Origin of the sequence: Xanthomonas sp. NCPPB 4467 (assembly GCF_041475665.2) — a bacterium.
Lineage (GTDB): Bacteria > Pseudomonadota > Gammaproteobacteria > Xanthomonadales > Xanthomonadaceae > Xanthomonas > Xanthomonas dyei.
Genome location: NZ_CM191260.1, coordinates 476,561 through 496,547 on the forward strand (window position 1 = coordinate 476,561; position 19,987 = coordinate 496,547).

The window sequence follows — 19,987 nt, forward strand, 5'->3', positions numbered from 1 at the left end:
GTGCTTTGCAGTGGGCGCGGTTTAGGTTCGTCGGCATTGTCGCGTGATCGCGTGGCTGCCCCCATCCGCCCTTCGGGCACCTTCCCCCGCAGGCGGGGGAAGGGCGCAGGGTGGTTTTTCCTTAAGGAAGGTCTGAACAACGAGGCCTAAGAGGGCAGAATGTCCGCATCGTTCCGGAGAATCGCGTTTGGATCTTCGGAGTTTCGCCATTTCTGGCGCTTTCCGTGGGAATTCCACGGATCACAGGCGCACGCTCCCCATCGCAGGCAGTAATTGCTTTCGCTTCATCCACAGGTTTGACAGCGCAAACAAGGTCAGCACGTGTGCGGTGTTCTTGGCCAGGCCGCGATAGCGGACCTTGGTGTAACCGAACTGGCGCTTGATCACCCGGAATGGATGCTCCACCTTCGCGCGCACGCTGGCCTTGACGTGTTCCAAACGCTGTGCCCGAGCACGCTCGCGCTTCTTGCCGATGGCTTGGATCGTCCAGGGCCTGGCGGCGATGAAGAATGCAGCGTCGCACGCCTGCAGTTCGTCGCGTTTGTCCGCGCCGGTGTAACCGCTGTCGCCGAACACGCTGTCTTCTTTGCCATGCAGCAACGTGTGCATCACCGTGACATCGGCGACATTGGCCGCTGTGCAATGGACGTGGTGCACCAACCCGGAAAACTCATCCACGCCGATGTGCGCCTTCATCCCGAAATACCACTGATTGCCCTTCCTGGTCTGATGCATCTCAGGGTCGCGCGCATGGTCGGCATTCTTGGTCGAGCTGGGTGCAGCGATCAGGGTCGCATCGACGATCGTGCCGGAGCGCAGGCTCTGGCCCTTGCGCGCCAGATGTGCGTTGACCGCTTCCAGCATCCGTGCGGCAAGGCCATGGGTCTCCAGCAGGCGCCGAAAGTTGAGAATCGTGGTCTCATCCGGAATGTCGTCCAACCCACCGAGCTGGGCAAAGCGCCGCAAGGTCGGAATCTCGTGCAGCGCTTCTTCCATCGCCGGATCGCTCAACGCATACCACTGCTGCAGCAGATGAATCCGCAACATCGTCGCCAGTGCGTACGGCTGCCGACCTGGCCGTCCCGACACCGGATAGTGTGCAGCGATCAGACCGAGCAATTGCTGCCACGGAACGACCTGCTCCATCTCGGCCAGAAAGATCTCGCGCCGGGTCTGCTTGCGCTTGCCCAGGCCCTCAGCGTCACCGAACGTCAGTTGCATGGATGATTCCTCAACACGAGGCGGATAGTGTCGCGCATCTGCCGTGCTTTGTTCAGAGGTTCCTTAAGTCTTCGCAAGTCAGGGAGTGCAGTTGGTCATGGCCGCGGTTGCGGGGACGGACGGCATGGGCCTGGCTCGGAGATATCTCAGCCGTCCAACAACGCCTTGTCCCGCACCGCGCCCTTGTCCGCGCTGGTCGCCAGCAACGCATACGCCTTCAACGCCGTGGTGACCTTGCGTGGGCGTACCTCTACTGGCTTCCAGCCCTTGGCGTCCTGCTCGGCGCGACGACTAGCAAGCTCTTCGTCGGAGACCAGCAGATTGATCGAGCGATTGGGAATGTCGATCAGGATCTTGTCGCCATCGCGCACCAAACCGATCGCACCGCCTGCAGCGGCTTCCGGGGAGGCGTGGCCGATCGACAGGCCCGAGGTGCCGCCGGAGAAGCGGCCGTCGGTGAGCAGGGCGCACTGCTTGCCCAGGCCCTTGGATTTGAGATAGCTGGTGGGGTACAGCATTTCCTGCATGCCTGGGCCGCCCTTGGGGCCTTCGTAGCGGATCACCACGATGTCGCCGGCTTTGACTTCGTCGGCAAGAATGCCCTTGACCGCCGAATCCTGGCTTTCGTAGACGCGGGCGTTGCCTTCGAACACGTGGATGGATTCGTCCACGCCAGCGGTTTTGACCACGCAGCCGTCGCGGGCGATGTTGCCGTACAGCACGGCGAGGCCGCCTTCCTGCGAAAACGCGTGCGCGACATCGCGAATGCAGCCCTCGCTGCGGTCGGTATCCAGCGTGTCCCAGCGCGTGGCCTGGCTGAAGGCGATCTGCGTGGGGATGCCGCCCGGTCCGGCCTTGTAGAACGTGTGCACGGTCTCCGCGTCGGTCTGGGTGACATCCCATTGCGCGATGGCGTCGGCCAGGGTGCGTGCATGCACCGTGGCCGCGTTGGTGTGCAGCAGGCCGCCACGTGCCAGCTCGCCCAGGATGGCCATGATGCCGCCAGCACGATGCACGTCTTCGATGTGGTACTTGGGCGTATTCGGCGCCACCTTGCATAGCTGCGGCACGCGCTTTGACAGGCGGTCGATGTCGCGCATGCCGAATGGTACTTCGCCTTCCTGCGCGGCGGCGAGCAGATGCAGGATGGTATTGGTCGAGCCGCCCATGGCGATGTCCAACGTCATCGCATTTTCGAACGCTTCGAAGGTGGCAATGCCGCGCGGCAGTGCGGTGGGATCTTCGCCGCCATACCAGCGGTGGCAAAGTTCCACCGCCACGCGCCCGGCACGCAGAAACAATTGCTCGCGGTCGGCATGCGTGGCCACCACGGTACCGTTGCCCGGCAACGACAGTCCCAGCGCTTCGGTCAGGCAGTTCATCGAGTTGGCGGTGAACATGCCCGAGCACGAGCCGCAGGTGGGGCAGGCGCTGCGTTCGAATTCGGCGACTTTCTCGTCCGATGCGCTGTCGTCGGCAGCGATCACCATGGCGTCGATCAGATCGAGTTTATGTTCGGACAACTTGGTCTTGCCGGCTTCCATCGGGCCGCCGGAGACGAACACGGTCGGAATATTCAGCCGCAACGCGGCCATCAACATGCCCGGGGTGATCTTGTCGCAGTTGGAAATGCACACCAGCGCGTCGGCGCAATGCGCATTGACCATGTATTCGACCGAGTCGGCGATGATCTCGCGGCTAGGCAGCGAATACAGCATGCCGTCATGGCCCATCGCGATGCCGTCGTCCACGGCGATGGTGTCGAACTCCTTGGCCACGCCACCGACGCGCTCGATCTCGCGCGCGACCAGCTGACCAAGATCCTTCAGGTGGACGTGCCCGGGCACGAACTGCGTGAAGGAATTGGCGATGGCGATGATGGGCTTGTGGAAGTCGCCATCCTGCATGCCGGTGGCGCGCCAGAGTGCGCGCGCGCCGGCCATGTTGCGGCCGTGGGTGGAGGTCTTGGAGCGATACTCGGGCATGGCGATTCGACGGCTGATCAGCGAGCGGTGGCTGGCAATTAGAGCGCGTCGCGACTGTTGCTGCTGCAACCGTCGCGGCGCGTTCTGGCGATCGGGCACGGTAGCACGCAGCCGCCAGGCACGAGCGCGGCGGCAGACGAGTACGAATGCGGCGCGCGCGCGGGCAGACAGGGGTTGCGGCCACCCCAAACGGTTCATCGATGCGGCGCGATACACGCGTTTTCCAGGCTGCGCGCATGCGCGCGGGTTCGGGGGCGGCCACGACAACCACAGCGCTCACCGTCAGGGGGGGCATTCGGGTCGCAGCGTCGTCGCCAACCATGCGAATCGCGGGGCCGGGTGCCTCGCCCATACGTATCTGACCTTCGCTCGCTACGTTTTGCTAGCCGCTCTAAACTGCGCGCATGACCCCTGCCATGTCGTGCCGCGCCGGCTGTGCCGCGTGCTGCATCGCGCCCTCGATCAGTTCGCCGATTCCCGGCATGCCCAACGGCAAGCCGGCGGGGGTGGCGTGCGTGCAACTGGACGCACAGCTGGGCTGCCGGTTGTTCGGGTTGCCGCAGCGCCCGGCAGTGTGCGGCAACTTGCGGCCGTCGCTGGAGATGTGCGGCACATCGCGCGAACAGGCGTTGACGATGCTGACGGCGTTGGAGCGCGCCACGCAGCCCTGAAAAACCAGCAACGCGCCGGTGCGTCGACGCGATTCAGCAGTCGGCCACGCGCCTGCTCAGTCGCCCGCCGGCCCACTCAGATACTGATCCTTGAGCCGCACATAATGTTGCGCGGAGTAATGCAGGCTTTCGATTTCCTTGTCGCTGAGCGCGCGCGCCAGCCGCGCCGGATTGCCCAGCCACAATTCCGCTTCGCCAACCACCTTGCCGGGCCCTACCACCGCACCGGCGCCGACAAACCCGTAGCGTTTGATGGTGGCCCCATCCAGCACGCAGGCGCCCATGCCGATCAGGCACAGGTCTTCGATGGTGCAGGCGTGCAGGATGGTGCCGTGGCCGACGGTCACGTCGGCGCCGATGATGGTTGGATAGCCGGCCTTGTTGAACGGGCTGTGGTGGCTGACGTGAATGATGGTGCCGTCCTGCACGTTGGTGCGTGCGCCGATCTGCACGTGATTGACGTCGCCGCGGATCACCGTGCCTGGCCACACCGACACATCGTCGCCCAGGCTCACCTTGCCGATGATGGTGCAGGCCGGGTCGACATAGACGCGTGCGCCCAGCTGTGGGGTGTGGTCCAGAAATGGGCGGATCGGGGTCACGGCACTCTCCTGCAAGTCAGCGTGCCGCCAACTGCGGACACAGGTGAATGATACCTGTGCGGTGTGTGTTGCTGCGGTAGCGTCAGTGCTGCGCGATGGCAGATGGCATGATGGATGCGCGTTGTGGATGCTTTGGTGGAAGCGCGTATCGATGCGTGTTGGGTGAGGCCGTGGTTTATCGCTGCATGTGAGTGACGCGATTCGAGGTCGCCTGCGGTGCTGTTGCGTGCACATGCGGTGTATCCGGCGATCTGACACAGATGCAGCGCGTGCGTTAATCACGATGCAGGCGCGACCAGGAGTGCCTGACCACACTGCTGCGCGACCACCAGGCAGGCGCGGCGGTTGTTCGGAATCGGTATGAGCCATTCGTAACTCTCCGATTCTGAGCGCGCAGTCCATAGCCACCTGGCAGCTGCTCGCCACGTTCTGTCAGCCACCCCAAGCCGCAAGATCGTTGTCGCCGTGATATTCGCCGACGAAGTGCCTTGCGAAAGGTGGCGCGACACTCCGGACAAGCACCGCACATTCGCGTTTGAAGGCGACTTCGCGCAGCTAACGCGTGAACGATGCGCCTACGAACAAGGCAACCGCGCAGGATCTGATCGCCAGTCGTGCCCTGTGCCTGGAGGCGCAACCGCCAACGCAGACCCCACATCCGAACCCAGCGCTGCGCAAGCGAAGCCCATCGGGTCTGCATCCGATAAGCGCACAACACTGCGGTAATCGGCCTTGAATGGCACCGGCAATCGGCCTAGCGTGCAGGCCGTTGCCACGTGTCGGTCGCCTCTGCCGCACGTGCCAGGTCTTCAGGTGTGCGTCCGCGCGGGGTCCCATGCCGCAGCGTGAATGCACCAGCGCTAACGCTGCGCCACATCAGCTCCCTCACAGGACACGCCAATGCTCCAAAACACGCCAAGTCCACGCAGTTTGTCCTGGAGCGCATGACGCCGTTCCAGTGGAGGGCCGTGGCGGTGTGCGTGCTGCTGACGATGCTCGACGGCTTCGACGTGATGGCGATGGCATTCACCGCTCCGCATGTGTCGGCGGACTGGCAGCTGTCGGGCAAGCTGCTGGGTGCGCTTTTCAGTGCCGGGCTGGTCGGCATGGCGGTCGGCTCGCTGTTGCTGGCGCCGTTGGCAGACCGCATCGGTCGCCGTGCGCTGATCCTGGTGTGTCTGACCATCCTGACCGTCGGCATGGGCGCATCCGCACTGGCAGGCGATGTGTGGCAGTTGGGCGCGCTGCGGGCGCTCACCGGGGTCGGGATCGGCGGCATGCTGGCCTGCGTGGCGGTGACCGCTGCCGAATATTCCACCGCACGCTGGCGCACTACGGCGACGGTGCTGCAGGCCACCGGCTACCCGGTCGGGGCAACGATCGGGGGCGCGATCGCGGCGCTGCTGGTGCAGCACTGGTCCTGGCCATCGGTGTTCTGGCTCGGTGCGCTCGGCTCGCTGCTCTGCGTGCCGCTGGTGCTGGCCTTCTTGCCCGAATCGCTGGACTTTTTGATCGCCCGCCGGCCGCCTCACGCGCATGCGCGCTTCAATGCGGTGCTGGCACGCATGGGGATGGCGCCGCATCCGCAGTTGCCGCTGCCACCTGCGCAGGCGGCAGGGCAGGCGCAGGGGTATGCGGCCTTGTTCGTGGGTAAGCTGCGGCGGCAATCGCTGCTGATCGCGCTGGCGTTCTTCCTGCTGATGTTCGCGTTCTACTTCGTGCTCAGCTGGACGCCCAAGCTGCTGGTGACCGCCGGCCTGTCGGCGGCCGAGGGCCTTACCGGCGGGGTGCTGCTGAACCTGGGCGGCATCGTTGGCGGTACGCTATTCAGTTGGCTGGCCCTGCGCGGGCGCTTGTCGCGGCTCACCGCCGGCGCACTGGTGCTGGTGACGATCGGGATGGTCGCGTTCGGCTTGAGCAGCACGGTGCTGAGTTGGGCATTTGTCACCGCGTTGCTGACCGGTGCGGCCCTGACGGCGGCGATGGGGGGGCTATACGCGGTGGCGCCGGTGGTCTTTACCGCGGCGGTGCGCTCCACCGGCATGGGCTGGTCGATCGGGATTGGGCGGCTGGGCGCCATTGCCTCGCCGCTGTGCGCGGGGGTGCTGCTGGATGCCGGTTGGTCGCCGGCCATGTTGTATCTGGCCTGTGGCGTGCCGTTGCTGTTCGCCGCTGCTGCGGTGGTGGCGATGCGCTTGCCGGAGCGCTGAACCGCTCCGCCGGGGGTGCCCGAAACCGCTGACCGCGCTGCTGCGGTTGCGTTCGCAGACCAAAGAAATCCAGACCGGTGCCGATAACTCCGAAGACCGCCAAGCCCGTGGCGGACTCTTCCGTGGACATTGTGCAGACCAGCGCCGGCATGCTCAGAACCATCGACTCCGACCAACTCCGTCCCGGCATGTATGTCTACAAGCTGCTGGGCGCGTGGGTGCACCATCCGTTCTGGAAAACGTCGTTTCTGGTCGATTCCGACGACGTGGACAAGATTCACGGCAGTCGGATCGAGCAACTGGTGATCGACACCGCCCGCGGCCTGGATGTGGAGACCGGCGCGGCGGTCGGCGAGCAGGCTGCGGGCGATGCGCCAGCGTCGCCGCCCACGCCGGAACCGGAGCCCGAACCGCCGGAGCCGGCGTCCACCGTGCGCAGTGCACGGACCAACAGCGTCACCGCGCAGGTCGGGATCGAAGCCGAAGTGGTGCGGGCGCGGCGCATTTTTGAAGACGGCCGCGACACGGTGGAAGCGATGTTTCGCGATGTGCGGCTGGGGCGCACTGTCGACACCGAGGCGGCCATGCCGTTGGTGGAAGCCATCAACGATTCGGTGCTGCGTCATCCGCAGGCCCTGATCAGCGTGGCGCGGCTCAAGACCGCCGACGACTATACCTATCTGCATTCGATGGCTGTGGCCGGGCTGATGAGCGGGCTGGCGCGGCAGCTCGGTCTGCCCGAGGCGCAGGTGGTGGAAGCGGCGATGGGCGGCCTGCTGCACGACATGGGCAAGGCGGTGACGCCGCTGGAGATTCTCAACAAGCCCGGCCGGCTCACCGATGAAGAAATGGATGTGATGCGCCAGCATCCGCTGGATGGACATCGCCTGCTGGTGGCCGGCGGCGTGCAGAACGCGGTGGTGCTGGAAATTGCGCTGCATCATCACGAAAAGATGGACGGCAGCGGATACCCCAACCGCCTGGTCGGCGAAGACATCTCGCTGATGTCGCGGATGGGCGCGGTGTGCGATGTGTACGACGCCATCAGTTCCGATCGCCCGTACAAACGCGCCTGGGACCCGGCCGAATCGCTCAAGCAGATGGCGTCGTGGAAAGGTCACTTCGACCCCACGATCTTTCAGGCGTTTGTGCGCCGGCTGGGCATCTATCCAGTCGGCTCGCTGGTGCGTCTGGAATCGCAAAAATTGGCCGTGGTGATCGAACAGACCCAGGACGCGCTACTCAAGCCCAAGGTGCGCGTGTTCTATTCGGCCAAGTTGCGCAGCCACGTGCTGGTGCAGGACATCGACCTGTCGCGGCCCGATTGTCAGGACCGTATCGCGCAGATGGAAAGCCCGACCGACTGGGGCTTCCGCGATCTCGAGAAACTCTGGCTGCCGTAAGCGCGCTGCGCATGCAGGCGTTGCGGGATGCTGCTTGCGCGACGCGTGCGTGCGTCGCTCGCCCACACACCGCAGCGCGTTTCTGCGCATCAGGGATGGCGGCCTCGATGCTGCCGGACGGCTTGGACACGCGCAAAGAGCGATGGCTCAAGTACCTGAACAATGGGCGCCCGCCTTCCCGTCTGCCCGGCACCCGTCCATGAACTAGCGAGCGCGACCATGCTGCGCTGCAGCTTGGCAAATGTAGTTATGATAAATAACTATTCCGAAACGCAAACACTTGCCGACCGGATCTCATGTCCAAGCCGTGCCTGGATCACCACCGTCCCCCGCACACCGCAGCGCTGCATCGCGACCATGCGCGTGCGTGGAAGGGCGGTGCGGCAGCGGCACGCGCAGGGACACGGCACGTATCGACAGCCGGCGTGTCCACATCGGCAGGCCTGGCCGCGTCTACAATGCGCTGCACGCCGGGGATCGGCGTTGCGGACCGGGCGCATGGTGCGTACCGCTCCGCCCGCTGCCTTTGTCGCGAGAACCGTCATGCCCGCTACTGCCACTGCTGCACCGTTGCCCGATGCCATCACTGTGGTGGACCAGGCGCGTCTGCTGCGACTGCTGGGCTACCGCATCACCCGCACCGAGCTACTGGTGAGGCGCATGTTTCAGGACTGCGTTGCCGCCTTCGATCTGAAGCCGGTCGATTTCTCTCTGCTGATGCTGGTGGACGGCAATCCGGGCATCAACCAGCGCCAGATCGGCGACGTGCTGCATGTTTCGCCGCCGAACCTGGCCATCGTGGTGGCGCGGCTGGTCAAGCGTCGTCTGCTACGGCAGGTACGCGGGCGTCAGGACCGGCGCATGCAGCATCTGTCGTTGACGCCGGCCGGCATGACCCTGCTGACCGATGCCGAAGCCGAAGTGCTGCGCATGGAACAGCAGCTCAGTGCGGTGCTCGGCACCAGCGAGGCGCCGCTGCTGCGCGCGCTCGATCGCCTGGATCGGCTCGACACGCTGTAAGCCCACTGCGCCGGCCCTCTGCCGGCCAGCGTGATCTCACCAATGTCTTGATGACACGTGCCGTACGCAGCGCGGGGATCGCCCCTGCCTGATCGCGTGCCAGGTGGCACGCCCGCTGTTTCCTTCCAACGCTGGAGATGTGCGTCGTGATTCGATCCTCGGTGGTGCGTGGCGTGGCTGTAAAGGCGGCGTGGCGGGTGCGTGCAGCGCTCGGCCTCGTGGGGCTGCTTGCGAGTGGGGCGGCGCTGGCGCAGGGCGTGCCCCAGAGCATGGCGTTGACCAACGGCCTCAATACCGGCGGGACGAGTTTTCTGGATGGCTTTACCCGCACCACGCCTGGCTGGGCCGTGGTCACCTACCTGCGCCAGACCTCGCTGGATTCGGTGAAGGATGCACGCGGCGACGATGTGCCGGTGTTCGACAACCCGCGCATCGACTCGACGCTGCTGCTGACGCAGATCGCGTACGTCACGCCTTACAAATTGTTCGGTGGCGTAGTGGGCTTCAACACGCTACTGCCGCTGGTGAATCTGGATGCCTCGTTCGGTCGCAACAGCATTGCCACCTTGCGCGACAACGGCGCCGGGGTGGGCGATCTGACCTTCGGCCCGTATCTGCAGATGCTGCCGGTGATGCGCGACGGGCGGCCGGTGTTCTCGCAGCGGTTCGAATTCAACGCGGTGGCACCGATCGGCAAGTTCGACCGCGACCGCGATCTCAACCAGGGCTCGGGCTATTGGTCGCTGATCCCCAATTACGCAGTGACGGTGCTGCCCACGCCCAAGTGGGAAATCAGCGCACGCCTCAACTACGTCTACAACTTTCGCAGCGAGCGCCGGCCCAACCTGCCCGACGGGTTTGCCTTCCGCAACGGCCAGGCCGGCGACGCGGGCTGGATCAATTTCGCCACTTCCTGGGAAGTGGTGCCGGATGTGCGATTCGGCATCAACGCGTATTACCTCACCCAATTTCGCGATAACCGCACCAATGGCCAGCGCGTGTCCGACAGCCGCCAGCGCGTGTTCTACGCCGGCCCGGGCGGTGTGTGGCGGTTCGATGCCAACAACATCCTGTTCGCCAATCTTTACCTGCCGGTGGAAGTCAGAAACGCGGCTTCCGGCAACAACGTCAACCTGCAGTACGTCCATGTGTTCTAGCGCCGGCGCAGCTGGCTCCTACGGAGGGTGGCAATGAATTTGCAAAACAAGACGATCGTGGTGACCGGTGTGGCGTCGGGCATCGGCGCAGAGGTCGCACGGCTTGCGCGGTTCCATGGCGCCACGGTGATCGGTGTCGACCGCACACCGGTGCAGATGACCCTGCATGGCTTCCATCAGGCCGACCTGGGCGATGCGGCCTCCATCGACGCGCTGGTGCGCGCGCTGCCGCAGCAGATCGATGCGCTGGCCAACGTGGCCGGCGTGCCGGGCACCGCGCCGCTGGATGTGGTGGCGCGCGTCAATTACCTGGGCCTGCGGCATCTGAGCCAGGCGCTGTTGCCGCGCATCGCGGCCGGCGGCAGCATCATCAATGTCGCCTCGATCCTGGGCGCCGAATGGCCGCAGCGGCTGGACCTGCACAAGCAGCTGGCCGCTACCGACAGTTTCGACGCCGGTACCGCCTGGCTGGCCGCGCATCCGGTGGCGCACGACACCTGCTATCAATACTTCAAGGAAGCCCTGATCGTGTGGACCTTGCTGCAATCGCGGCCGTGGTTTGCCGAGCGCGGCGTGCGCGTCAACAACGTCTCACCCGGGCCGGTGTTTACGCCGATCCTTGGCGATTTCGCCGCCATGCTGGGCGAGGAGCGCGTCAAGGAAGATGCCAAGCGCATGACGCGGCCTGCGTATGCCGACGAAGTGGCCGAGGCCATCGTGTTCCTCGCATCCGATGCCGCGCGCTGGATCAACGGCATTACCTTGCCGGTCGATGGCGGCCTGGCATCCACCACGCTGTAATTCCCCACTGTTTTAGCAGGAGGCTAGACCATGAATGCTCTTCCCAGCGCAGCGATCGCTGCGACCGCCACACCCGCGTGGCACGGCTGCATCTTCAATGGCGAGTGGGTGCCAGGTCACGGCGGCGCCTTGCCGATCTATGAGCCGGCCACCGGCGGTTTGTTGCACGAGGTGAGCAAGGCCGATCTGGCCGATGTTGCCGCTGCCGTGGCACAAGCCAAACACGCGCAGCGCGCCTGGGCCGCCACCGCGCCGCGCGAACGCGCTGCGGTCTTTCACCGCGCCGCGCAGGTGATGCAGGCACGCAGTGCCGAAGCCGCGTTGCTGATCGCACGCGAAACCGGCGGCATCCTGCCCAAGGCGCAGCGCGAGGTCGATGAAGCGGTGGCGTTCTACCAGCACGCTGCCGGCCTGCCGTTGCAGGCGATGGGGCAGGTGCTGCCGACCGGTGCCGGCCAGCTCAGCCTGGCCCGTCACATGCCATTGGGCGTGGTGGCGGTGATCTCCCCGTTCAACTTTCCGTTGATCCTGTCGCTGCGTTCGGTGGGGCCGGCATTGGCGATGGGCAATGCGGTCATCCTCAAACCCGACCCGCGCACGCCGTACACCGGCGGGGTGATCATTGCGCAGGTGCTGGAAGAAGCCGGCCTGCCCAAGGGCTTGCTGCACGTGCTGCACGGCGATGCGCAAATTGGCCAGGCGCTGGTGGAAGCGCCGGATATCCCGATGATCGCCTTCACCGGTTCCACTGCGGCCGGCCGCCGCATCGGCGAAATTGCCGGACGACATCTGAAAAAGGTGGCGCTGGAACTGGGCGGCAACAACGCGGTGATCGTGCTCGACGATGCGGATCTGGATCGCGCCGCCTCGGCGATTGCCTTCGGTGCGTACATGCACCAAGGCCAGATCTGCATGGCCACCGGACGGGTGCTGGTACAGCGGAGCGTGGCCGATGCGCTGACCCAGCGTCTGGCGGAAAAGGCGCGCCATCTGCCAGTGGGCGACCCGGTCAGCGGCACCGTGGCACTGGGGCCGATCATCGACCAGCGCCAGCTGCAGCGGGTGATCGATATCGTCACCGACAGTGTCGCCGCCGGCGCGGTGGTGGAAGCCGGCGCAACCAACGAGGGGCTGTTCTACGCGGCCACCGTGCTGTCCAACGTGCGTCCGGGCATGCGCGTGTTCGATGAGGAAGTGTTCGGGCCGGTAATCAATGTCAGCGTGTTCGACACCGACGAAGAAGCCGCGCAGATGGCCAACCATGGCGAATACGGCCTGGCCGCCGGCATTATGTCGGCCTCGGTCTCGCGGGCGCTGGCGCTGGGCGAACGCCTGCATCCGGGTCTGTTGCACATCAACGACCAGACTGTATTGGATGAGGTGATCAACCCGTTCGGCGGCACCGGCGCATCCGGCAATGGCACCAGCGTCGGTGGCCCGGCCGATTGGGAGCAATACACGCACTGGCAGTGGCTGACGATCAAGAACGAGGTGCCGCAGTACCCGTTCTGACGGCAGGCGCCGGGATCGGCTAGCTGGTCCCGACGCAAGTCCAAGGCATGGCGGGCTGCGTTGCTGTGTCAGTGCCGAGCTTGTTGCGACGTCGTCGTGCCCCGGCTCGGCAGCGCTTTATCGAGTCACTCGCCGGTGCGGAAACGCGTCGGCGAGCAGCCTGCCTGCCGCGCAAAGTAGCGGCTGAAGTACGCAGCGTCGAAAAATCCAAGGGCCGCGGCAATCTGCTGCACGCTCAGGCTGGTGTAGCGCAGGGTGCGACGTGCTTCGAGCATGATCCGGCGCTGTAGCAGTTCCAGGGCCGAGGCATCGGCAAGCCGTCGGCACACCGCATTGAGATGGCCCGGCGTCAGACCAAGCTGATCGGCGTAGCGGGAGATCGGCCAGTGTGCGCGGTAGTGCTGGTCGATCAAGGTTTGATACGCGCGCAGATGCCGCAGCGCCGGATTGGCTTGCGCGTTGGCCACGGCCGCGTCCTGCAGGCCTTGTAGCGCAGCACGTGCAGTCCAGATCACCAGTTGCGTTGCTGCGGCCTGCAGTGCGGCCTCGTGCCCCACGCGCTGATGCGCATGGTCGTCGGCGATGCTGTCGAACAGCACATCGAGCAGGCGTTGCGATGCCTTGACCGGCAACACCGCCGGCATCGCCAGGCCGGATTGCAGCAGCGGTGCAGCGCTCAGTGCGCTGCGCACCAGCGGCATGCACAAGGTGATGATGTGCCCGCGCACCTGCGGGTCGAACGCAAACCCGTGCACGCACAGCGGCGGCAGCCATACCACGGTGGCACCCCGCAGACGCTGGGTGCGTCCATCCAGTTGCAGGGTTGCCGGCCCGCGCTGCACATACAGCAGCTGCGCCAGATCCTCATGCCGGTGCGGGGTGATGCGCCAGTCGTGCAGCCGGCTGCGCGCGGCGATCGACTCCCAATGCAATAACTCCGGTGCATCGGCGTGCCGCTCGCCATACAGGCCGAAGGCGGGAACAGCAGCGATGGCAGCAGTGGGGTGCGCGCGAGTGGGCATCGTCGAAAAGTCCAAGCACTGCGCGCAATCATCCCTTCAATGGTCGTGCTTGGCTACCGACACTGCAGGCCTGATCACTGAAAGCAGGAGCGCCCCATGCGGACGCAGGTTGCAATCATCGGTGCCGGGCCATCCGGGCTGCTGCTGGGCGAGTTGTTACTGCGGGCCGGTATCGACACCCTCATCGTCGAACGGCAGACGCCTGAACACGTGGTGGGGCGCATCCGCGCCGGGGTGCTGGAGCAGGGCAGTGTGGAGTTGCTGCAACGCGCCGGTGTGGGTGAGCGCCTGCAGCGTGAAGGCCTGCCGCATCACGGCTTCGAACTGTCGCTCGATGGCCAGCGTGAGCGCATCGATCTGCTGCGCAGTTGCGGCCGCGGGGTCACGGTGTATGGCCAGACCGAAGTCACTGCCGATCTGATGCAGGCGCGTCAGCGTAGCGGTGCGCCGACCTACTACGACGCACACGACGTCACCCTGCACGCGCTGGATAGCGCGACGCCCAGCGTGGAATTCACGCATGAGGGCAGCCGCCTGCGCGTTGCCTGCAACTACGTCGTCGGCTGCGACGGCTTTCATGGGGTCAGCCGCGCCAGCATCCCGGCCGAGCGCATGCGCGTGTTCGAGCGTGTCTATCCGTTCGGCTGGTTGGGTGTACTGGCCGACACGCCGCCCGTGCACGAGGAGCTGATCTATGCGCGTCATCGGCTTGGCTTTGCATTGTGCTCGATGCGCTCGCCCACCCGCACGCGCTACTACGTGCAGGTGCCCGCCGACGCCCGTGTGGACGCCTGGAGCGATGCGGCGTTTTGGGATGCGTTGCGCGCACGCCTGCCGGAAGCGTTGGCCGAGCAACTGGTCACCGGCCCATCGATCGAAAAGAGCATCGCGCCGCTGCGCAGCTTCGTCGCCGAACCGATGCAGTACGGCCGCCTGTTTCTGGCCGGCGATGCGGCGCATATCGTGCCGCCGACCGGTGCAAAGGGACTGAACCTTGCGTTGGCCGATGTCGGCCTGCTTGCGCAGTTGTTCATACGCTGGAAGGCATCCGGCGATGCCGATGTATTGCAGCAGTACTCGGCGCTGGCGCTGCAGCGGGTGTGGAAGGCCGAGCGGTTTTCGTGGTGGATGACCACGCTGCTGCATACCTTCGACGACGAAGATGCCTTTACTGCACGCATCCGCCGGGCCGAGCTGGAGTATCTGCTCGGCAGCCAGGCCGGCCGCGCGACCATCGCAGAAAACTATGCGGGGCTGCCGCTGGTGGAGCTGGCGGAAGTCTGAGGCAGCCGGTTAAAAGGTGATTTTTTTATCACCAGGCAGTTTCAAGGTTCCCTGGTGCACCTCGCGGTGGCTAGCGCGGCAGTGGATGTGCTCGGTAGGGTGGCGTGGACGCGTGGCGGTTGCTGTCTGTGCAAGGACGCGTCATTGCCCCAATCGCGCCGTGTGCCAACTCCCCCGTGAGCGCACGGCCCGTTTCCTTCCAGGAGATCCCCATGAAAAAGATTGTTTCCCGCGCCTTGTTGTTGCTCATGCTGGTCGCACCGATGGCGGCGTTCGCGCAGACCGCCGTCACTGAAAATACCAATCACCAGAAATTGTTGCTCGGTTCCAATTGGTACGAAACCGCCAACAAGCGCCTGGTCTACGACTTCTGGCGTATCGTGTTCGAAGCGGGGCAGGTGCAGTACGCGCCGATGTACATGGACAAGAACTACATCCAGCACAACCCGAATGTGGCCAACGGGCGCGATGCGTTCATTGCGTTTTTGACCGCCTTCGTCAAGCCGACCCCGGTGCAACCGCGCGTGCAGTTGCCGTTGGTGGCCATCACCGCCGATGGCGATCTGGTCACGCTGGTGTCGGTCCGCACGCTGCCGGACCCGCGTCACCCGGGCAAGACTTACACCACCACCTGGTTCGACATGTTCCGTATCGAAAAAGGTCTGATCAAGGAACATTGGGACCCGGACACCATTGCCGGCCGCGCAAACACCAGCGGCCAGTAATCATCTGACGTATCGCCGGCCTGCACCATGCAGGCCGGCAATAGATGGGTTGGATAATCGGCAAACACTGCAGCAGGAAGTACGCCGGCAGCCGCCGTCAGATTCTGACGTTTAGCTGATCCGGAAGCCCATCGTCGCTTCCACCGCCTGCTGCCAACCGGCATACAGTTGCTCGCGTTTGTCTTCGGCCATGGCCGGTTCGAAGCGTCGATCCACCGCCCATTGCTTGGCGATTTCTTCGCGGCTGCTCCAGAAGCCGGTTGCAAGACCTGCCAGATACGCCGCACCGAGCGCGGTGGTTTCGGCCACTTCCGGGCGCAGCACCGGCACGTTGAGAATGTCGCTCTGGAATTGCGCCATGAAGTCGTTGGCGATCGCGCCGCCGTCGGCACGCAGCTCCTTCAACTCGATGCCCGAATCGCTCTGCATCGCGGTGAGCACGTCGCGGGTCTGATACGCCATGGATTCGACCGCCGCGCGCACGAAGTGTTCCTTGCTGGTGCCACGAGTCAGGCCGAACACCGCACCACGGATATCGCTGCGCCAATACGGCGCACCCAGGCCGACGAAGGCCGGCACCAGGTAGACGCCATCGTTATCGCCAGCGCGTTCGGCATAGGCCTGCGAGTCGCTGGCCTTGCCCAGCATGCGCAAGCCGTCGCGTAGCCACTGCACCACCGAGCCGGCGACGAAGATCGCGCCTTCCAGCGCGTACTCGACCTTGCCATCGATGCCCCAGGCAATCGTGGTCAACAGGCCGGCCTTGGAGATCACCGCCTTGTCGCCGGTATTCATCAGCATGAAACAGCCGGTGCCATAGGTGTTTTTCGCCATGCCCGGCTCGAAACACGCCTGGCCGAACAACGCCGCCTGCTGGTCGCCGGCGATGCCCGCGATGGGCACCTGCTCGCCGTAGAAATACTGGGTCTGGGTCATGCCATAGACCTCACTGGAGGAGCGCACCTCCGGCAGCATCTGCGCCGGTACGTCCAGCATCTCCAGCAACTGCGCATCCCATTCCAGGGTGTGGATGTTGAACATCATGGTGCGCGAGGCGTTGGTGTAATCGGTCACGTGCACCTTGCCGCCGGTGAGGTTCCAGATCAGCCAGCTGTCGATGGTGCCGAAGGCCAGTTCGCCGTTGCGTGCACGCTCGCGTGCGCCTTCCACGTGATCGAGAATCCACTTGACCTTGGTGCCGGAAAAATACGCATCGATCAGCAGCCCGGTCTTGTCGCGCACCATCTGCTCATGGCCGGCTTCCTTGAGCTGGGTGCAGATGTCCTTGGTCTGCCGCGATTGCCACACGATGGCGTTGTAGATCGGCTGGCCAGTGGCCTTGTCCCACACCACCGCGGTTTCGCGTTGGTTGGTGATGCCGATGCCGGCGATCGAGCGCGCATCGATCTGCGCATTGTTGAGTAGCTCGGTAATGGTGGTGTACACGCTGGTCATGATCTCGCGCGGGTTGTGTTCCACCCAGCCCGGCTGCGGGAAGATCTGCCCGAATTCGCGCTGCGCCACGCCGGCCACCTTGCCCTGGCGATCGAACAACATCGCGCGCGAGCTGGTGGTGCCCTGATCGATCGCAAGGACGTATTGCTTTTCCATCGAAGATTCCTCGAACAATGCCGGCATTGGCGCGCGGCGAGAGTGGTCGGTGCAGCCTGGGAGCGATGCGCGGGCTGCCGTTTAGCGGCGGCCCGCGCATCGTCGTGGTGGTCGATTCACTGCGCGGCGACTAGCGCGGATCCAGCGGCGCAGTGTCGCCCTGCAGATGGCGCACGCGCGCCGGCAGGAACGGCAGGATCAGCCACTGGTAGGCCAGTGCGCCGATCGGACCGCCAATCAACGGGCCGACGATCGGGATCCACCAGTAATTGTCCTTGGCCGGCAACGCCGCCTCGCCCCAGCCGGCGAAATACGCGAACAGACGCGGGCCGAAATCGCGCGCCGGGTTCATCGCCCACGCTTCCAGATAGCCCATCGACGCACCCAGCGTTGCCACCAGCAGGCCGATCATCAACGCGCCGGAATTGGCGCCCGGCGCGGCTTCGTTGAAGCGCTCGGTGATGGCGAAGATGCCGAAGATCAGGAACGCGGTGATGATGATCTGGTCGACCAGCGCATGCATTGGGGTGACCGCAAGACCGGGCGCGGTGAAGAACACACCGGCCGCGCCGCCGGCTTCGCGGGTGAGCTGCTGCACCTGATTGAAATGGTCGATCACCGGCCCGTACAGCTGGTAGACGATGGCCGCGCCCAGGAAGGCGCCGATGACCTGGGCAATCCAGTACGGCACCACCTTTTTCCACGAAAAATCGCGAAATAGCGCCAGCGCCAGGGTCACTGCCGGGTTGGCATGCGTGCCCGACACCGAGCCGGTCACATAGATCGCCAGCGTCACCGCCAGGCCCCAGGCGATACACACGCCCCAATAGGCGTTCTGATAAGGACTGGGGTCGTAGAGGATGTACATCGCCGCGACCGAATCGCCGAGCGCAATGATGATGAACATCGCGATCGCCTCGGAAATCAACTCACCCACGAGTTGACGGTTCATGCGCGCAGGCCCGCGAGCAGGTCATTGCAACGAACAGGGGATTGCGACGCGCGCGTTGGCGCGCAGGGGGAGTGGGTCGTGCTCATCGGGGGTGCCCTCCACAGGGTGATGCAGGCAGTGCGCCAGGATACGTTGCCGACGACCCGTCCTCGTCGGCAACGCGGTGTGTTCAAACGGTCGCGATTTCGGCTGGTTGGAGCGCCGGCGTCTGCAGATAGTCTTCCAGCCGCGCACGTCCGGCCGCATCAAGCCGCAGCCCGAGTTTGCTGCGACGCCACAGGATATCGTCGGCGGTCTGCGCCCATTCGTGTTGTCGCAGGTAGTCCACCTCGGCCTGATACAGGTCTGCACCGAAGTGCGTGCCCAGGCCGGCCACATCCTGCGCATCTCCCAACAGCTGTTCTGCACAGGTGCCGTAATTGCGTACCAGCCGCTGCGCGGTGGCTGCGGGCAGCCAGGGGCGCGCGGTGCGCACCCGTTCGAGCAGGCTGGCGATATCGCGTTGTTCGCCGCCCGGCAGCGCGTCGCCGCGCGCCGTCCATGCCGGCTTGCGTGCGCCCAGCGCATGGGTGAGCCGGTCGACCGCCTCTTCGGCGAGCTTGCGGTAGGTGGTCAACTTGCCGCCGAACACGTTGAGCAACGGCGCGCCGTCGTTGATGACTTCCAGTTGATAGTCGCGGGTCACTTCGGCGGCGTTGTCTTCGGCATCGTCCAGCAACGGCCGCACGCCGCTGTAATTCCACACCACGTCTTCGGGGCTGATCTGCTGCTGGAAATACAGGTTCACCGCATCGCACAGGTATTGCACCTCGGCTGCATCGATCTTGGGTGCGGCGGGGTCGGCCTCGTAATCGACGTCGGTGGTGCCGATCAAGGTGAAATCGTGCTCGTACGGAATGGCGAACACGATGCGCCGGTCCGGTTGCTGGAAGATGTAGGCGTGGTCGTGATCGAACAGCTTGGGCACCACGATATGGCTGCCCTTGACCAGGCGCAGCGCGTGCTGATGCGGCACCGCAGCGACCTTGTCCAGGAACGACACCGCCCAAGGCCCTGCCGCATTGGCCAGTGCGCGCGCCTGCACGGTGCGGCGGCGGCCGTCGCGGTCTTCGAGCTCGGCGTACCAGAATCCGGCATCGCGCCAGGCACCGACGCAGCGTGTGCGGGTGTGGATCTTGGCGCCGCGCTTGGCGGCATCCATCGCGTTGAGCACCACCAACCGCGCGTCCTGCACCCAGGCATCGGAATACACGAAGCCGGTGCGCAGCGATTCCTGCAACGGCTGCCCGACCGGGTGGGTGCGCAGCGACAGCCGACGCGAGCGCGGCAGGCTGCGCTTGCTGCCGCCAAGATGGTCGTACAGGAACAGGCCTGCGCGGATCATCCAGGCCGGACGCAAATGCGGCTGATGCGGCAACAGAAAGCGTAGCGGCCAGATGATGTGCGGGGCCAGGCGCAACAGCACTTCACGCTCGGCCAATGCCTTGCCGACCAGCGCGAACTCGTACTGCTCCAGATAGCGCAGCCCGCCGTGGATCAGCTTGGTGCTGGCGCTGCTGGTATGCGCGGCCAGATCGTCCTGCTCGCATAGGCACACCGACAGGCCACGCCCGGCCGCATCGCGGGCGATGCCGACCCCGTTGATGCCGCCGCCTACCACCAGAAGATCGTATGTCTCGCCCATCGGTGCCTCCGTCCAGGTGCGCTGCGAGCGAACCTAAGTTGTCATGTTCGAACATATTCGAACATCAAACCTTTTCGGGGCGTGAAGACGCGGCTTGCCTCTCAGTAAGTGGTTGTTTCGATTGTAA

The 19,987-nt window shown here is 64.9% G+C and carries 16 protein-coding genes and 1 other RNA gene; 10 read left to right on the forward strand and 7 right to left on the reverse strand.

The window, feature by feature from the left end:
- Positions 1-240: 240 nt before the first annotated feature.
- A complete protein-coding gene (locus tag ACCQ06_RS01990; protein WP_316689989.1) occupies positions 241-1,221 on the reverse strand; it encodes an IS5 family transposase in 981 nt (326 codons plus the stop codon).
- A gap of 146 nt (positions 1,222-1,367) precedes the next feature.
- Entirely contained in the window at positions 1,368-3,206 is a 1,839-nt protein-coding gene (gene ilvD, locus ACCQ06_RS01995; protein ID WP_316689990.1) for a dihydroxy-acid dehydratase, read from the reverse strand.
- Between the two features lie 416 nt (positions 3,207-3,622).
- Between ilvD and ACCQ06_RS02000 the strand changes: the two genes are divergently transcribed.
- Entirely contained in the window at positions 3,623-3,877 is a 255-nt protein-coding gene (locus ACCQ06_RS02000; protein WP_372364920.1) for a YkgJ family cysteine cluster protein, read from the forward strand.
- A gap of 56 nt (positions 3,878-3,933) precedes the next feature.
- On the opposite strand, the gene ACCQ06_RS02005 is transcribed toward ACCQ06_RS02000, so the two are convergent.
- Positions 3,934-4,479 carry a gamma carbonic anhydrase family protein gene (locus ACCQ06_RS02005; RefSeq protein ID WP_228322845.1) on the reverse strand — a complete coding sequence of 182 codons (546 nt, stop codon included), beginning with the start codon at positions 4,477-4,479 and terminating at the stop codon, positions 3,934-3,936.
- Positions 4,480-4,839: 360 nt separating this feature from the next.
- On the opposite strand from ACCQ06_RS02005, the gene ACCQ06_RS02010 reads away from it, so the two are divergent.
- From ACCQ06_RS02010 to ACCQ06_RS02040, 7 genes are all read left to right on the forward strand, one after another.
- Positions 4,840-4,917, forward strand: a non-coding RNA gene (locus ACCQ06_RS02010) — sX9 sRNA.
- Positions 4,918-5,423: 506 nt separating this feature from the next.
- Positions 5,424-6,689, forward strand: coding sequence for an MFS transporter (locus ACCQ06_RS02015; protein ID WP_316689993.1), 1,266 nt, complete (start codon positions 5,424-5,426; stop codon positions 6,687-6,689).
- A 149-nt stretch (positions 6,690-6,838) separates the two neighbouring features.
- Positions 6,839-8,092, forward strand: a complete 1,254-nt coding sequence (locus ACCQ06_RS02020; RefSeq protein WP_316692477.1) for an HD-GYP domain-containing protein — start codon at positions 6,839-6,841, stop codon at positions 8,090-8,092.
- Between the two features lie 543 nt (positions 8,093-8,635).
- Positions 8,636-9,112, forward strand: a complete 477-nt coding sequence (locus ACCQ06_RS02025; protein ID WP_316689994.1) for a MarR family winged helix-turn-helix transcriptional regulator — start codon at positions 8,636-8,638, stop codon at positions 9,110-9,112.
- 137 nt (positions 9,113-9,249) lie between these two features.
- A complete protein-coding gene (locus ACCQ06_RS02030; protein WP_228322848.1) occupies positions 9,250-10,269 on the forward strand; it encodes a SphA family protein in 1,020 nt (339 codons plus the stop codon).
- Positions 10,270-10,302: 33 nt separating this feature from the next.
- A complete protein-coding gene (locus ACCQ06_RS02035; RefSeq protein ID WP_104617175.1) occupies positions 10,303-11,070 on the forward strand; it encodes a coniferyl-alcohol dehydrogenase in 768 nt (255 codons plus the stop codon).
- A 30-nt stretch (positions 11,071-11,100) separates the two neighbouring features.
- Positions 11,101-12,582 carry a benzaldehyde dehydrogenase gene (locus ACCQ06_RS02040; protein WP_228322850.1) on the forward strand — a complete coding sequence of 494 codons (1,482 nt, stop codon included), beginning with the start codon at positions 11,101-11,103 and terminating at the stop codon, positions 12,580-12,582.
- Positions 12,583-12,707: 125 nt separating this feature from the next.
- Here ACCQ06_RS02040 and ACCQ06_RS02045 read toward each other — a convergent pair whose 3' ends face one another.
- On the reverse strand, positions 12,708-13,604 hold the full coding sequence (locus ACCQ06_RS02045) for a helix-turn-helix domain-containing protein (RefSeq protein ID WP_316689995.1): 897 nt from the start codon (positions 13,602-13,604) through the stop codon (positions 12,708-12,710).
- 96 nt (positions 13,605-13,700) lie between these two features.
- On the opposite strand from ACCQ06_RS02045, the gene pobA reads away from it, so the two are divergent.
- Together pobA and ACCQ06_RS02055 are read left to right on the forward strand one after the other, a co-directional pair.
- Positions 13,701-14,888: a 4-hydroxybenzoate 3-monooxygenase gene (gene pobA, locus ACCQ06_RS02050; RefSeq protein ID WP_316689996.1), complete on the forward strand. Its 1,188-nt coding sequence runs from the start codon at positions 13,701-13,703 to the stop codon at positions 14,886-14,888.
- Positions 14,889-15,100: 212 nt separating this feature from the next.
- Positions 15,101-15,613 (forward strand): nuclear transport factor 2 family protein, encoded by a 513-nt coding sequence (locus ACCQ06_RS02055; protein WP_228322853.1) that lies wholly within the window; start codon positions 15,101-15,103, stop codon positions 15,611-15,613.
- Positions 15,614-15,724: 111 nt separating this feature from the next.
- On the opposite strand, the gene glpK is transcribed toward ACCQ06_RS02055, so the two are convergent.
- From glpK to glpD, 3 genes are all read right to left on the reverse strand, one after another.
- On the reverse strand, positions 15,725-17,224 hold the full coding sequence (gene glpK / locus ACCQ06_RS02060; RefSeq protein WP_104617184.1) for a glycerol kinase GlpK: 1,500 nt from the start codon (positions 17,222-17,224) through the stop codon (positions 15,725-15,727).
- A 130-nt stretch (positions 17,225-17,354) separates the two neighbouring features.
- Positions 17,355-18,176 carry an MIP/aquaporin family protein gene (locus ACCQ06_RS02065; protein ID WP_228322855.1) on the reverse strand — a complete coding sequence of 274 codons (822 nt, stop codon included), beginning with the start codon at positions 18,174-18,176 and terminating at the stop codon, positions 17,355-17,357.
- Between the two features lie 169 nt (positions 18,177-18,345).
- Complete coding sequence (gene glpD, locus ACCQ06_RS02070; protein WP_228322856.1) at positions 18,346-19,860, reverse strand: glycerol-3-phosphate dehydrogenase; 1,515 nt, start codon at positions 19,858-19,860, stop codon at positions 18,346-18,348.
- Positions 19,861-19,987 lie beyond the last annotated feature (127 nt).

Bases quoted from the DNA above. Each gene is read 5' to 3' on its own strand.
- ACCQ06_RS02020 (WP_316692477.1), top strand. From the start codon at position 6,839: ATGCTCAGAACCATCGACTCCGACCAACTCCGTCCCGGCATGTATGTC.
- glpK (WP_104617184.1), bottom strand. From the start codon at position 17,224: ATGGAAAAGCAATACGTCCTTGCGATCGATCAGGGCACCACCAGCTCG.
- ilvD (WP_316689990.1), bottom strand. From the start codon at position 3,206: ATGCCCGAGTATCGCTCCAAGACCTCCACCCACGGCCGCAACATGGCC.
- ACCQ06_RS02065 (WP_228322855.1), bottom strand. From the start codon at position 18,176: ATGAACCGTCAACTCGTGGGTGAGTTGATTTCCGAGGCGATCGCGATG.
- ACCQ06_RS02000 (WP_372364920.1), top strand. From the start codon at position 3,623: ATGTCGTGCCGCGCCGGCTGTGCCGCGTGCTGCATCGCGCCCTCGATC.
- ACCQ06_RS02055 (WP_228322853.1), top strand. From the start codon at position 15,101: ATGAAAAAGATTGTTTCCCGCGCCTTGTTGTTGCTCATGCTGGTCGCA.
- ACCQ06_RS01990 (WP_316689989.1), bottom strand. From the start codon at position 1,221: ATGCAACTGACGTTCGGTGACGCTGAGGGCCTGGGCAAGCGCAAGCAG.
- ACCQ06_RS02025 (WP_316689994.1), top strand. From the start codon at position 8,636: ATGCCCGCTACTGCCACTGCTGCACCGTTGCCCGATGCCATCACTGTG.
- ACCQ06_RS02045 (WP_316689995.1), bottom strand. From the start codon at position 13,604: ATGCCCACTCGCGCGCACCCCACTGCTGCCATCGCTGCTGTTCCCGCC.
- glpD (WP_228322856.1), bottom strand. From the start codon at position 19,860: ATGGGCGAGACATACGATCTTCTGGTGGTAGGCGGCGGCATCAACGGG.
- ACCQ06_RS02040 (WP_228322850.1), top strand. From the start codon at position 11,101: ATGAATGCTCTTCCCAGCGCAGCGATCGCTGCGACCGCCACACCCGCG.
- ACCQ06_RS02015 (WP_316689993.1), top strand. From the start codon at position 5,424: ATGACGCCGTTCCAGTGGAGGGCCGTGGCGGTGTGCGTGCTGCTGACG.
- pobA (WP_316689996.1), top strand. From the start codon at position 13,701: ATGCGGACGCAGGTTGCAATCATCGGTGCCGGGCCATCCGGGCTGCTG.
- ACCQ06_RS02030 (WP_228322848.1), top strand. From the start codon at position 9,250: ATGTGCGTCGTGATTCGATCCTCGGTGGTGCGTGGCGTGGCTGTAAAG.
- ACCQ06_RS02035 (WP_104617175.1), top strand. From the start codon at position 10,303: ATGAATTTGCAAAACAAGACGATCGTGGTGACCGGTGTGGCGTCGGGC.